Source organism: Roseofilum reptotaenium CS-1145 (assembly GCF_028330985.1).
In the GTDB taxonomy this organism is placed as follows: Bacteria; Cyanobacteriota; Cyanobacteriia; order Cyanobacteriales; family Desertifilaceae; genus Roseofilum; species Roseofilum reptotaenium.
Genome location: NZ_JAQMUE010000034.1, coordinates 108,237 through 122,977 on the forward strand (window position 1 = coordinate 108,237; position 14,741 = coordinate 122,977).

Genomic DNA, 14,741 nt, shown 5'->3' on the forward strand with positions numbered 1-14,741 from the left:
TATCAAGTCCGTGCGCTATCCCTTAAACGGTTGCATAATCTGTATATTGCCGGATCTCGGGATCGTGAAACCCCAGCACAATTTGGTCTTTGTCCACCCCTCGATCGACTAATTCTTGAGCGACTCTCATTTCCGTCATATTGTGCTGAACCCAAATCTTGCGGTTGATAATATCGAGGTGCAGCACACAACCATAGACGCGGCGATAACCATCCCATCCTACATTTACCACTTGATAATGGTCTTGTTGGGTATCAAAAACGGTGTAGCAATCAATCTCCCCGTTAGCAATGGGAATTGCAGCATACTCGGTTAATAAGGACTGAATGATCTGGCGATACTGTTCTAGGATATCCATCGTACAATTACCTCTTTTTCTGGATCGTAAATCATTTGTTTTATTTGGTATCGTTCTAGGGAAATTTGTGTGAATTCTCGCTTAAAAAAGCCTTCATGGGTTCTTGCCGGTATAGCCAAATATAAAATCCTGCTTGGATCGTTGAGTTCCAGGGCTAGTTGATAATTCAAAAACTGTCCTAAGGCTGCATGATAATCCGTCAGGGGTGAATCGCTCAAGAATGTCTTAATTTCAACGGCAATTTTTTCTTCTCCTCGCTCTGCGGCTAACAATTGCTCCGCACCTAAATCAATTTCAAACTTGGTTCCACCAACTTCTAGTCGTAAGGGATCATCAGTGATCCTCCACTGCTCCTTTTCTAGGGCAATTCTAACCGCAGAATGATATTTATCTTTAGCTGCCATCAGGATTTTAGTTCTAGAATGAACAACTTTTTGAAGAATAATACTTTAGCTATCTTGATCGAAAAATTCATTATATCTTAACTTCTAATGGGTTCGTAACTTTGAAGTGCCCTCTCCCTAAATTCCTCTCCCACTCCGAGAGGGACTTCTCCCAGAATAGAGGATAGAGTTAATTATATTTTAGGGCGATCGCGGCAACCCATCGCCTAGCAAAACTAGAAACTGGGTTTCTCGCTGATCTGCTCGTTGATTTCCTTCCACGTTCGTGCCCATCAACCCCTGTCCTGCTTGCCATTCTCAGCCAGTTGACGCATAGTAAGTAACAATTCCTGTGCAATTGCCAACGTATGTTTCTGTGAGGAGGGCTGACGGATGAAATTAGGCGAGCTGCTGGCTAAAGTGAGTGGGTTAGGGGAAGTGCCTGCCCATCCTGCCTTAGACCTGGAGATTAGGAACTTAAGCACGAATTCTCATTCTTGTCAAGCTGGAGATCTGTTTATCGGAATGCCCGGAACCCGTGTGGATGGGGGAGAGTTTTGGCCGAGTGCTGTGGCTGCGGGGGCGATCGCGGCGATCGCCTCGGAATCCGCTCTAACTAAGCATCCTCTAGGAAAAAATTGTGTGATTTCCAGTACAGACATAGCGAAGGACTGTGCGGAAATTGCGGCTGTATTCTATAACTATCCCGCCCAAACCTTAAAGCTAGTCGGAGTTACAGGAACCAACGGGAAAACCACCACTACTCACTTGATTGAATCCTTTTTAACTCAGGGACAAAAGCCGACTGCTCTCCTGGGAACCCTCTACGCGAAATGGCCGGGATATCATCAAACCGCTATCAATACCACCCCCTTTGCGGTTACCCTGCAAGCACAGCTCTCCCAAGCCGTTGGAGCCGGATGTGAGTATGGGGTGATGGAAGTTAGTTCCCATTCCCTAGAGCAAAAACGAGTTTGGGGATGTCCGTTTGAAGTGTCTGTTTTTACGAATCTCACCCAAGATCACTTGGACTATCACCCCACGATGGAAGCTTATTTTGAAGCTAAGGCACTGCTGTTTAGTCCAGATTACTTGAAGGGAAAAGCGATCATTAATTTTGACGATCCCTATGGAAAACGGTTGATTGAGCGCCTACCCCAAGAACAGGTTTGGAGCTATAGCACTGAGAATCGTTCCGCTTCGTTGTGGACAAGCGATCTAGAATACCAGCCTAAGGGCGTGAAAGGAATTTTACATACGCTATTAGGTGAGATTGCCTTTGAATCGCCCTTAGTCGGTCAATTTAATGTCTCCAATCTCTTAGCTGCCATTGGTGCTGGCTTGCATCTGGGTATTACCTTAGAAACTATGGTATCGAGTTTACCTGATTTCTTGGGCGTGCCGGGACGGATGGAGCGCGTCAGCATCAATCGAGATCAAGAGATTACAGTGATTGTAGACTATGCTCATACCCCTGACAGCCTAGAGAATTTATTGAAAGCCTCCCGTCCGTTTATTCCAGGGCGGATGATTTGCGTGTTTGGCTGTGGGGGCGATCGCGATCGCACCAAACGCCCCATAATGGGTAAAATTGCCGCCGAATTATCCGATGTGCCGGTGGTGACTTCTGATAACCCGCGTACGGAAAACCCAGAGCAAATTCTGCAAGATATTGTCGCTGGTATTCCTGAATCTGCCCAACCAATGGTGATTGGCGATCGCGCCGAAGCCATCCGTCATGCTATCCTAGATGCAAAGCCTGGAGATGGCATTTTAATTGCGGGTAAAGGTCACGAAGATTATCAGATTTTAGGCACAGAAAAGATTCACTTCGATGATCGAGAACAGGCGAGATTAGCTTTAGGGGAGCGAGCGTAAATGAGTAATGAGTAAATCCTTTCTCTTTTGCGTGAAGTATAGCCCTCACCCCCAACCCCCTTGAACAGGGAACAGTTTTAAGCCCTCAGAGGGTGACAACCGGCTTGAATTTATAGATACCCTTGGCTTTGAGCGTTTAAGATGGCGAAAAAAAATCAGCGATTTTTTGGGCAAGCAACCCTCTAACTCGATGTTAGAGTTATGCGATCGCCACCTTTCAGTTGAAGTTTTCAGCAAAATACAACCTCAAAGGTTGTGATACAACCTTTGAGGTGCCTTGTCACCCCTTGAGTCCTCAGGGTTTGATCCCTGTCAAATAAATAGATTCTTGTTGGCGCGATTTCAAATCCGTTTCATATAGAAGACCTTCTTGAAAAGCAACTTCTTTTACGTCACTAAACCCAGCTTTTTCCATGAGGGCGGTCAATAGTTCAGCATCATACATAAACTGATGTCCCCAACTGTAGATTAAGCTATTTTTAGCTAACATCTGGTTTGTTAACCCTTGATTCGGGGGCAATGAGGCCAGATCGTATGCTCCCAAATACGGTACGCTAATACGCATACATCCACCGGACTTAAGATAATCTAGGCAATTGCATAGCGCGCCGATTGCTAAGGTTGGGGGCAGATGTTCTAAAACATGAGACACCACAATGCCATCAGCACAGTTTGATAAATTTCGGTCGTAATAAGGTAAATTAATCAGTAGGTCCAACTCCCACTCTTTTTTGCCCGCGATAACTTGAGCAACTGTTGACAGGAGGGGAAATAAGTCAGCATTAATATAGCTACTATCTGTTATAGTTCCACAGCCAATATTTAAGATCAGCTGTTCCCCTTTGAAATTAGCAATTGTGCTTTTGTTGTATCCCAAACCTTGCAGCAAAACTGTCATGTTTAAGGATATCCACCTCCCCAGACTTTGTCTAATTGCAGTTAAACCAGTCGGAGGTGTAACCCGGCGGGCAACTCTATTAAACTCTTTTAATAAAACTTTCTGCTTGTCAAGTTCCATATTAGACCTCTTGCAAATTAATTTGATGATACGATGAAAAGCTATTTATTTCAGAAGCCAACTTCTGCTTACAACTTGCAAAGCAAACCATAACGGCAACGACGATTGCGATTGTCAAGAGAATAGCTGGTGGAAAATTGAATAGCTATTATAGCTATAACACAAAAAAATTATGCGAGAGGTCTATTGCTCACAAGACTGCTACATAAAATAGGAGCAACAGTAAATTCATCGACTTGGTGGATGACCTGTTGAAGTGTGAGCATGGTTACCAGCAAAGGGTATTTCTCTGGGAGAGCGAGATGCCGTACAAGAGGCATCCCTTATCTCTAGCTCTGAGTTGTGGAATGCAATGGTCTATAAAGTTGAGATTACTCAGTCAGCTCCCTAAGCTCGGGTTTGACATTGCTGTAATTGACTGTGCAATTCCTCCACAGAGGTTGCCGGTTTTTTGCAAGACAGACCTTGGCAAACTAAGGCGATCGCTCCTTCAGGTAATTCGGGGACTTTCTGGATCAGAACAGTCGGTAAATATAACCCCCGTAGCTGCTCGAGTTGCCCCTCCACAATCCGTACTAGGGTACAATTGCGATACCAGTCTAACGCTGCAAATAGGCTAGGACAGGCTTGGGGCGATTTCGATAGAATCGTACTGAACGCCAGTAACCCTTGTTCAGCGCGATCGAAATAATCCAAATTTTCAGTTAACAGGAACAAGCGCACTAAATTCGCCATCGCAATGCCATTGGCTGCGGGAGTGGCATTATCCAAATAGCTCCGTTCTTGGATAATTAAATCATCACTTTTGACACTATTATAGTAGCCGCCCAATTCCACACTCCAGAGCAATTCATCAAATTCAGCTTGAATTTGGATCGCTTTTTCCTGTAGATTGGGCAGTTCTAAACTCGGAGAACACCACAAACTCGCCTGCTGAATATCCAAGAGAGCCTTAATCAACAGCGCATAATCTTCAGCTTGGGCTAAAACGTCGGGTTCCCCCTCGTAGTTGAGACGATCACAGCGACCATTTACCCATTGATTTTCTAGAATAAAATTAGCGCCCTGAATGGCTAAATCCAGATAATCGGGACGTTGCCAAACTTTCGCGGCTGCGGCTAACCCGGATAACAGTAAACTATTCCAGGATAAGATCATTTTAGTATCGGTAACCGGTGGAATTCGTCCGGGCCAAGTTTGTTGTTTTGCTTCCTGGTTATTGCGAGCAGGGGGGAATGTGGGGAGGGAGTCGCGATCGCTGCCATAGCGCAAAGTAAAAAGTTTACTTAATCCAGTTTCTAAGCGATCGGAAAGTTGCCCTTTTTGGGTGCGCTGCAATACAAGCTTACCTTCAAAGTTCCCGGATTCAGTAATATCAAACTGTTGCTGAAGGTCTTGAAATTCTTCTGGGGTGAGTTGACTCTCTAATGTACCATAATCCCAGATATAAAAATCTCCTTCTTCCGGTTCTAAAGCCGTGGATGAAGTGAAATTATCGGCATCTTGAGCTGCCCAAAAATAGCCTTTGGGATCGGTCATTTCGCGCTTTAACCAGGTGACAGTAGTAGCGATCGCCCTCTCTATCGCCTTATCCTGCACCCCTGCATCCCACAAATGGGCCAGATATTCCATAATCTGACCATTATCGTAGAGCATCTTTTCAAAGTGGGGAACCGTCCAAGTCCCATCCACCGTATAGCGATGGAACCCTCCAGCTACATGGTCAAAAATGCCCCCCAGCACCAGGTCATAGCCCCTCTGAGCGCAGCTTTCCAGGGCATTGTAGGGGGACTCTGGAGTCGTGAAACGGGTCGCTCTGAGGGCCGTTTCAGCGTAGGGAATCATGGGAAAATTGGGCCCCATATCCCGTGCAGTGAGGATACCAACGCTGGTTTCTAAGCCTTGGTGCAAGAGATCTTCGCCCAATTCTCCGGTTGCGGGGATAGTCGCTGCTTGATGCAGAGCTTCGGCGATCGCCTGTTTGCGACTGGCTAATTTTTCCCCCTCCTGATCGTAAAACATTCGCAAGGCTTGCAACACTCGTAAAAATCCGGGCCGACCATACCGAGGTTCCACGGGAAAATAAGTACCGCCATAGAAGGGAATGCGATCGTCTGGAGTAAGGACAATATTTAACGGCCATCCCCCTTGTCCCGTCATCATTTGCAACGCTTGCATATAAATACTATCCACATCGGGACGCTCTTCTCGATCCACTTTAATGGGCAGAAAATTAGCATTCATATATTCAGCAATTTCTGCATTACTAAAGGCTTCCCCTTCCATCACCGTACACCAATGACAGCTTGAATAGCCAATCGAGAGAAAAATCGGTTTATTGTCTTTTTTTGCCGTTTGGTGTGCTTCATCACACCACGGCCACCAGTCTATCGGATTTTCAGCATGTTTGCGGAGGTAGAGACTTCGGGATTGAGCCAAACGATTGGTCATTGATCTATGATGGATGAAGATAACAGTATCTTCTGCATTCTAATACTAATTCTCAGAAACTGTGCAATTCACAATTGACTGACAATTTGCTGAGAACCAATTGTCTCTTGAGGGTAGCATCATCACGGCTGGGAATAACTCAAATTGAGACGCAATTTTCTCTTCTGGAGATTGAATGAACTATGATAAAACCTATCCTAACTATTTTGTTTTTTAATGCTCTAACTTTTCTGCCTTCCGTCAGTTGGGCTAATCCGGTGGATCAATTACGCCCAGTTTATGAAAATATTTTACAAACCTATCCCCAGGAGTTGGAGCAAGCCCAGCAATTAGGCAATCCGTTGTTTGAATTAAGTGTTCTCAATAAAGCAGCTATTGCCCATCAATATCTGGGTCAACTTCAGGAAGCTATACCTCTCTATAAGCGGGCACTTCAATTAGCCCGTCAATTACAAGATGAAGATCTTGAAGGGAGTATTCTCTGGAGTTTGGCTACTGCCCATAGTCAACTCGGAGATCCCTATGGTATTGACTTTTTAGAATCCCAGTTGCAAGCAACTCGCACCCCTTCGGGCCGTAAAGTTATTCTCAAATATTTGAGCTTGGCTTATCTACAAGCTGTTAATTATGAAAAGGCGATTTTTCTGCGCCAAAATCAGTTAGAAATTGTCCGTGAAATTGGCACCAAAACCGAAGAGATTGAAGTCCTGAATGATTTGGGATTAGCTTACTTTGCCAACCTCGACTATCGTCAAGCTATTCAAATCCAGGAAGAAGCCTTATCTTTAGCTAATTCTACTGGTGAATTTCAGCTTAAAGGGAATATTTTGTTTCACCTGAGTATTAGTTACAGTTGGGTCAAACAACAGGAAAAAGCTTTAAAAACACTCGAGGAACTTTTAGCCTTGGGTGAGGCAACGGATAATCTGGTCCAAGTGAATCAAGCCTTGAACGGACTAAGTGAATATTATACGATTCAAGAAGACTACGAGCAAGCCATTGCCTTACAAGAAAAACGCTTAAATGCTATTCGGGAACAAGGTCATTTTACATCTGAATCTTTTGCCCTGCAAGATCTGAGTAGAGTTTACTACTGGTCAGGAAACTTAGAGCAGGCGATCGACCTTCAGACTGAAGCTCTCGATCTTCTAGACCAGGGATTTAAACAACAACAACAAGAGTCTCCAGATGCCGCTGAATCCCTCGAATTTTCTCGTGTGGCTGCCCAAGCGATTGGTCAAGAAAAGCTGGGGTTTTTACTGCTACAATCCCAACAGTTAGAAGCAGCAAAATCTAGATTTTATAAAGCGATAGAAGGTTATGATAGCCAGCGAAAAGTGACACTATCGAATCTGAGCTTTACGAACTTATCTGAAGATGAATTCAAAATATTTAGCTACGATCAATCTACGGATATTTATCGCCTCTTACAGCAAATTGCAATTGAGCGAAATCAAATCCTTGAAGCCTTAGAGCTTTCAGAAGCGGGTCGGGCTAGAGCCTTGGTCGATTTGTTGGTGAGTAAATTAGAGACCCATCCCAATTCGATGGAGACTGAACCACCAAACATAAACCAGATCAAGCAAATTGCTCAACGGGAAAAGACGACTTTAGTCACGTATACGGTGCAATATGAATACGGACGGTTTTATCAAAGTGGACCGGGAGAATGGTTAACTTCTCATTCATCAGAAAGAAAAGCAACTCAATTATATGTTTGGGTCATTTCTCCCCAAGGAAATATTGAGTTTCGCCAGGTTCCTCTAAATTTTGATTTAGATCAATTGGTGAAAAATGCACGGGATTTTATTACGTTAACGGGCTTATCCCGTCGCCACTTGCCTCCAGGAGAACCCTTGAAAGAATTGCATGAGTATTTGATTGAACCGATTGCCGATTTACTGCCCAAAAATCCGGAGGAGCGCGTAACGTTTATTCCCCAAGATTCGTTGCTTTTAGTCCCGTTTCCTGCTCTCCAGGATCGACAAGGGACTTACTTGATCGAGAAACATACATTGATGACTTCTCCCTCAATTCAAGTGTTAGATTTAACTCGTCAAAATCAACAGCGCAATCAAAATCAAGGCTCTAGCGTTAATCCTCCTTTAGTGGTGGGTAATCCAACGATGCCCGAAATTGAGTTAGAAGGGGGTAAAAGTACACTGCAACTGGAGGATTTACCGGGAGCGGAACTTGAAGCAGAGGCGATCGCCACTTTACTCAATACAGAACCGTTAATTGGCGATCGAGCGACTAAAGCTGTGGTAGTCTCTCAAATGCAATCTAGCCCCATGATTCATCTGGCGACTCATGGACTGCTCAATAATCTAGGAGGATTTTTGAGTTCTTTAGCTCTAGCTCCAACTGCTGGCGATCCCGGTTTTCTCACCGCCAAAGAAATATCTCAACTCTCCCTGAGAGCAGAATTAGCAGTACTGAGCGCTTGTGATACAGGACGAGGCAATATTAACGGTGATGGTGTAATTGGACTCTCACGAGCCTTTGTTAGTGCAGGAGCCGAAGGAGTATTAGTCTCCTTATGGGCAATTCCCGATGAACCCACTGTGACAGTGATGACTAACTTTTATCAACAAATGCAACAAAGACAAGATAAAGCCAGTGCCCTCCGTGAAGCCATGTTACTGACCCAAAAACAGTTCCCTGAACCTCGGAATTGGGCAGCATTTACCTTAATTGGAGTATCTGAATAAGATCGGAATTTAACATCCATAGATCGTCTTCTGTTGCAAGTATTCTTGAATTTTTAAAACGATTCAGGTTTTCCAAAATCAGTCTGGGTAGGAAAACTGACCTAAATTTGATATAACAGAAAGCAAGCGCCAAATTGCACAGACACTTGATTCTACAGGATTCATTTTGAATAGTAAACGTGGCGTAAGCCCCGGACTCTCTGGCTATTATGCACCAGTCTAATTCTCAAATCGTGACTCTTGCAGAGGAGCGGTGGATTGATTATCATCCTCTAACTCTAGAGCCTCAGATGCTATTGTCAGAGGCGATCTCTCACTGGCAACTCTATCAGCAGTCCCAAACTGGGCAAGTTCAGCCTTCCTTAGCATTAGTTGTTAAAGAGCAACAGTTAATTGGCTGCGTGCATTTGTCTAGTTTTTTACCTTATCTTACTTCGTCAGAGAGTGCTGAGAAGATGACTGTTGAGCAAGTCATGCAACCGGAAGGTATTACCCTAGAAATTGCTGAGTGGGAAACGTTCAGTAGTCAGGATAAGCTTGCAACTCTCCTTGAATTGGTTAAGCATCATCAACTGACCTCTCTCCCTTTAGTCACCTCAACTCATCAATTAATTGGTCTAGTTCATCTATCAACTTTATTACAAAACCTGAGTAGCGATCGCGGAACACAACAAACTCGACCTGCTCAGACGACTTTCGATCAAACCTTTGCCCAAGCAGTCATTGGTATGGCTCATATTGACCTACAAGGAAACTTTATTCAAGTCAATCAGAAATTTTGTGATTTGGTAGGGTATTGCAGTTCAGGCCTGATTAATCACTCTTTTTTTGAACTCATGGTTCCTCAAAATCTCCAGAGTTTAGAAAATCACAATTACCAAGACGTTACTCGCCGTTACTTAGACCGGCTTCTCAATGGAACATTACCGTTTATTAACATTGAAAACAATTATTTCACCCAAAATGGACTGCAAAACTGGGTGAATATCATGATATCTTTGGTACGTAATCCATCTGGAGAACCGGCATATTTTCTCAGTGTTATCCAAGATATTAGCGATCGCAAACTTTTGGAACAAAAGTTACATACTTCCGAAGCAGAACTGCGATCGGTTTTTGCGGCAATGACCGAGATCGTCTTAGTGATGGATCGGGAAGCAGAAATGATCAAACTTTCTCCCACTTGTCCAGCCATATATCAGCAAGAAGGCTACGATCTGATTGGCGAAACCATTAATCAAATTATTTACGGAGATTATCGTTCAGAATTAATGCAACATTTACAAGATGTCATACATCAGAAAAAAAGCCTTAATTTTGAATACCATTTAACCCTCCCTCAACAGATTTTTTGGTTTTCGGCAACCCTCTCTCCTATGCCAGATAAAAAAGTTATTTTAGTCGCTCGCGATATCACGGAAAGAAAACAAAATGAAGAACAACTCAGACTGCTCAAGAGATCCGTAGAAATCTCGGATGACGGCATCATTATTAGTGATGCTCAACAAGCCGATATGCCGATTATTTATGTTAATCCTGCCTTTGAAAAAATTACGGGCTATTCACCTCAAGAAGTCATAGGACAAGGACTGTTGCGGTTCTATAAAAACAAATTTTATCAACATCCCTATGAATCCATAAAAAGACACATTCGTCAAGGCAAAAACTTTCAGTTTAGTTGTCCAAGCTATCGTCAAGATAATCAGCTTTTCTGGAGTCACTTATCGTTGTATCCCTTACGAGATAGAACTGGAGAACTGACGCATTATGTCATCCTTCAGTCCGATATTACAGAGCGCATCTCAGCAGAACAAGCCTTGAAAAAGAGTGAAAAACGCTGGCAACTTGCACTCAAAAGTAATAATGATGGCATCTATGACTGGGATTTGGAAAAAAATCGAATCTTTTATTCTGCTCGATGGAAAGAAATGTTGGGATTTTCGGAGTCGGAAATTAGTGATAAACCGAGCGAATGGATGACCCGTTTACATCCGGATGACTTTGAACAAGTGATGTTTACCAACCTTCGATATCAGCACAGTCAAAATAATCCTTTATTTACGATTGAATATCGAATGCGCTGTAAAGATGGTCGCTATAAGTGGATTTTAGATCGAGGCCAGATCTTGTATGACAATCAGGGGGAAGAAATTCGGATTATTGGCTCATACACCGATATTACAGAACGAAAAGAATCTGAAGAAAAACTGAGAGACTCTCAGAAGCGCTTGGAATTTTTAGTCGATCAAACGCCTTTAGGTGTGATTGAATGGTCGGTGGATTGGAATATTGTAGAATGGAATAAAGCGGCTGAACGTATTTTTGGTTATCGTCGCCTAGATGTCTTATCTTCTCCTCATAGCTTTGAGATCTTGTTTTCCGATGCTCAAAAAAACAAAGTTTATGAGTTAATGCAAAGCTTAGAATCGGAAGAAGATACCACTTATGCAATTTGTGATAATATCAGGAACTCCGGAGAAACCATTGTCTGTGAGTGGTACAATACCGTGTTGATGGATAGACAAAACCATGTGATCGGATATGCTTCAATGATTGCTGATATTACCGTGCGCAAGCAAGCAGAAGTTGCTTTAATTCAGGCTAAAGAAGCTGCTGAATCCGCAAACCAAGCCAAAAGCAACTTTTTGGCGAATATGAGCCATGAGTTAAGAACGCCATTAAATGCCATTTTAGGCTTTACTCAGTTAATTGACCGCAGTTCTAACCTGGACTCTGTCCATCGCGAGCAATTGGGGATCATTAATCGTAGTGGTGAGCATTTATTATCTTTGATTAATGATATTTTAGAAATGTCGAAAATTGAAGCCGGCAAGATCACACTCAATGAGAGTGAATTTAATTTATGGATGCTGTTAGATACTCTCAAAGAAATGCTACAAATCAAAGCAGAAAGTAAAGGGTTGAGCTTGGCTTTGGTGTGTAGTCCGCAAGTCCCAGAATATGTGGAAGGAGATGAAAGTAAATTACGTCAAGTTTTATTAAATCTTTTAGGGAATGCCATTAAATTTACAGAACAAGGAGAAGTCAAATTATCCATTTCGGCGATCGCCCCCCCAGAAAACAACCCCCTTAGACTCGCCTTTGAAGTGAGCGATACGGGTCCGGGAATTGCCCAAGAAGACCTAGACACTTTGTTTGAACCCTTTGTGCAAACCGCAGTGGGCCGACAATCTCAACAAGGAACAGGTCTTGGATTACCCATCAGTCGTCAGTTTGTACAATTGATGGGAGGAGATATTCAAGTTTCCTCTCAAGTCGATGTAGGCACTCAATTTACCTTTGATTTGCCTCTCGAAGAAGTCTTGCATCAACCTCAAACCATCAGAAGCTCGAGTCGAGTGATTCATCTAGCCCCCAATCAACCCAACTACCGAATTTTAGTCGTTGATGACTCGTTAGATAATCGCCTGCTTTTAGACTCCTTATTAAACAGTGTCGGCTTTGAGGTAAAACAGGCCAGCAATGGAGAAGAGGCTATTTCCATTTGGGAAACCTGGAATCCCCATTTGATCTGGATGGATATTCGGATGCCTGTTATGGATGGACTTCAAGCCACTCAATACATTAAATCTCATCCCCAAGGTCAATCCACTCGCATTATTGCTCTCACTGCAAGTGCCTTTACGGAAGAACGTGAACAAATCCTGGCTGTAGGGTGTGATGATTTTCTCAGTAAACCCTTCCAAGACCAAGAGTTATTTGAGAAAATGACCCAACATTTAGGGGTCACCTATGTCTGTGATTATCTCGATCCGGCCTTGCCATTATCGCCCCCAATCTCTAATTCCCTAGAATCAGTAGATGAGGCTTCTATCAATTGGGAATTGATGCCCAAACCCTGGTTACACAATCTCTACCAAGCTGCCCTAGAAGCTGATGCTGAACTAATTTTAGAGTTGATCGAAAAAATCCCCAACGATCAAAGAAATCTGGCGAGATATTTAAATGATTTAGTCGATAATTTTGAATTTGAAGTGATCACTCAAAACTTAAATTCAGTGTTATATTAAATCTAGATAATAAATAACCATCAATAATAATCGGTAAACTTATGCTTGAATCTCTTTCAGGAAAATACAATATATTGCTGGTGGATGACACTCCAGAAAATTTACGTCTTCTCTCAGATTTGCTGAGTCAGCAGGGCTATAAAGTTCGCAGTGTTATGAATGGCAGAACAGCAATTAAAGCATCTCAAGCCAAACCTCCTGACTTGATCTTACTGGATATTAATATGCCCCAAATGAATGGTTATCAAGTCTGTCAGGAACTCAAAACACTCGACCGAACCCAAGAAATACCGATTATATTTATCAGTGCATTAAATGAAGTGTTCGACAAAGTAAAAGCCTTTAGAGTAGGGGGATGTGACTATATCAGTAAACCCTTTCAAATCGAAGAAGTTTTAGCCCGCGTTAAGCATCAATTACAACTGAAAGCCGCCCAAACTCAACTCAAAGACTTAAACTTACAACTAGAAGCACGAGTTCAAGAACGGACCCAAGAACTCCAAACTACCAATCAAGCCTTAACTCAAGAAATTCAAGAACGTAAGCGAATTCAGCAAAAACTTCTGGATATGGCCCTGCATGATTCCTTAACTGGACTGCCCAACAGGGCCCTATTTATGGAACGACTAGAATCAGCCATTCAAAAGCTCAAAGTTAGTGGGGATGAACCCTTTGCCGTCCTCTTTTTAGATTGCGATCGCTTCAAGGTGATCAACGACTCCCTCGGCCACCTCGTGGGCGATCAATTGCTCAAGGCGATCGCCAAACGTATTAACTCCCTCCTAGAGGAAAACATGCTCCTCGCTCGCCTAGGAGGAGACGAATTTACTATCCTCGTAGAATCTTGTGCCAACCTAGAAGATACCAAAAAACTGGCAGCAACTATCCTCAATAGCCTCTCCTATTCCTTTCAACTCGAACTTCACGAAGTCTTTATCAACGCCAGCATTGGCATTGTCCTCAGTCATGCCGACTACCACAAACCCGAATATGTCCTTCGGGATGCCGACACTGCCATGTACAAAGCTAAATCTATGGGTAAAGGACAATACCATGTCTTTGACCCCACCATGCACCAACTTGCCCTTAAACGACTCACCCTAGAAACCGAACTGCGCAAAGCCATAGAACACCAAGAATTTCTCGTTCACTACCAACCCATTATCAACCTGCAAACTGGCAAAATCAGTGGATTTGAAGCCCTCGTGCGCTGGCAACATCCCCAAAGAGGACTCGTCAGTCCAGCAGACTTTATCCCCATTTGCGAAGAAACCGGATTGATCAACGATATTGGCTATTGGGTCTTCCAGCAAGCCTGCAATCAACTCAAAATCTGGCAACAAACCCTCAAAAACGACAGCCTCAAAATCAGCATTAACCTTTCCGTCCGTCAATTCTCCCAAATGAACCTGATGGAAAAAGTAGTCGAAACTATTGCTAAAACCCAGGTTGTGCCCCAATGCTTAACCATGGAGATTACCGAAAGCGCCCTGATTGAAAACCCTGTACAGGCTCGCACTCTCCTCCATCAAATCCGAGATCAAAACATTCACATTTCCCTAGATGACTTTGGTACAGGCTACTCTTCCCTCTCCTATCTCGATACCCTACCCATTGATATCCTCAAAATCGATCGCTCCTTTATCAACATCCTCAGTCAAGAGCCATTAGATCTCGGTCTCATTCCCCCCATCATCCAAATCAGCCAAACCCTGAACATGCAAGTGGTTGCCGAAGGGATAGAAACTCCAAAACAATTGGAAATCCTCAGACAGCTCAACTGTGATTTTGGCCAAGGCTATTGGTTTGCCAAACCTCTGAACATCAGAGAAGCGACTGCCCTCCTGCAATCCAATCCCCAATGGTGAAATTAGGATAAGCTAGAACCGTAATCATGCCCCCTCATTCCTA

At 43.4% G+C, this 14,741-nt stretch carries 8 protein-coding genes; 4 read left to right on the forward strand and 4 right to left on the reverse strand.

What is annotated here, in order from left to right; genetic code table 11:
* Positions 1-22 precede the first annotated feature (22 nt).
* Together PN466_RS05340 and PN466_RS05345 are read right to left on the reverse strand one after the other, a co-directional pair.
* Positions 23-358, reverse strand: a complete 336-nt coding sequence (locus tag PN466_RS05340; RefSeq protein ID WP_271937557.1) for a XisI protein — start codon at positions 356-358, stop codon at positions 23-25.
* Positions 346-762 carry a XisH family protein gene (locus PN466_RS05345; protein ID WP_271937559.1) on the reverse strand — a complete coding sequence of 139 codons (417 nt, stop codon included), beginning with the start codon at positions 760-762 and terminating at the stop codon, positions 346-348. The genes PN466_RS05340 and PN466_RS05345 overlap by 13 nt, the downstream gene beginning before the upstream one ends.
* 372 nt (positions 763-1,134) lie before the next feature.
* Between PN466_RS05345 and PN466_RS05350 the strand changes: the two genes are divergently transcribed.
* The gene (locus PN466_RS05350; RefSeq protein WP_271937561.1) at positions 1,135-2,619 is read left to right on the forward strand and encodes a UDP-N-acetylmuramoyl-L-alanyl-D-glutamate--2,6-diaminopimelate ligase; all 1,485 of its coding nucleotides are present in this window, start codon (positions 1,135-1,137) and stop codon (positions 2,617-2,619) included.
* 295 nt (positions 2,620-2,914) lie between these two features.
* Here the strand turns inward: PN466_RS05350 and PN466_RS05355 are convergent, their stop codons facing one another.
* Positions 2,915-3,637 (reverse strand): hypothetical protein, encoded by a 723-nt coding sequence (locus PN466_RS05355; RefSeq protein WP_271937563.1) that lies wholly within the window; start codon positions 3,635-3,637, stop codon positions 2,915-2,917.
* Between the two features lie 387 nt (positions 3,638-4,024).
* Positions 4,025-6,088 carry a thioredoxin domain-containing protein gene (locus PN466_RS05360; protein ID WP_271937565.1) on the reverse strand — a complete coding sequence of 688 codons (2,064 nt, stop codon included), beginning with the start codon at positions 6,086-6,088 and terminating at the stop codon, positions 4,025-4,027.
* A gap of 182 nt (positions 6,089-6,270) precedes the next feature.
* Here PN466_RS05360 and PN466_RS05365 point away from each other — a divergent pair, with 182 nt between their 5' ends.
* The 3 genes from PN466_RS05365 (at position 6,271) to PN466_RS05375 (ending at position 14,698) form a co-directional block, all read left to right on the forward strand.
* Positions 6,271-8,799 (forward strand): CHAT domain-containing protein, encoded by a 2,529-nt coding sequence (locus tag PN466_RS05365; protein ID WP_271937567.1) that lies wholly within the window; start codon positions 6,271-6,273, stop codon positions 8,797-8,799.
* A 233-nt stretch (positions 8,800-9,032) separates the two neighbouring features.
* Positions 9,033-12,830 (forward strand): PAS domain S-box protein, encoded by a 3,798-nt coding sequence (locus PN466_RS05370; RefSeq protein WP_271937569.1) that lies wholly within the window; start codon positions 9,033-9,035, stop codon positions 12,828-12,830.
* Positions 12,831-12,871: 41 nt separating this feature from the next.
* A complete protein-coding gene (locus PN466_RS05375; protein WP_271937570.1) occupies positions 12,872-14,698 on the forward strand; it encodes a two-component system response regulator in 1,827 nt (608 codons plus the stop codon).
* Positions 14,699-14,741 lie beyond the last annotated feature (43 nt).

Bases quoted from the DNA above. Each gene is read 5' to 3' on its own strand.
- PN466_RS05340 (WP_271937557.1), bottom strand. From the start codon at position 358: ATGGATATCCTAGAACAGTATCGCCAGATCATTCAGTCCTTATTAACC.
- PN466_RS05345 (WP_271937559.1), bottom strand. From the start codon at position 762: ATGGCAGCTAAAGATAAATATCATTCTGCGGTTAGAATTGCCCTAGAA.
- PN466_RS05350 (WP_271937561.1), top strand. From the start codon at position 1,135: ATGAAATTAGGCGAGCTGCTGGCTAAAGTGAGTGGGTTAGGGGAAGTG.
- PN466_RS05355 (WP_271937563.1), bottom strand. From the start codon at position 3,637: ATGGAACTTGACAAGCAGAAAGTTTTATTAAAAGAGTTTAATAGAGTT.
- PN466_RS05360 (WP_271937565.1), bottom strand. From the start codon at position 6,088: ATGACCAATCGTTTGGCTCAATCCCGAAGTCTCTACCTCCGCAAACAT.
- PN466_RS05365 (WP_271937567.1), top strand. From the start codon at position 6,271: ATGATAAAACCTATCCTAACTATTTTGTTTTTTAATGCTCTAACTTTT.
- PN466_RS05375 (WP_271937570.1), top strand. From the start codon at position 12,872: ATGCTTGAATCTCTTTCAGGAAAATACAATATATTGCTGGTGGATGAC.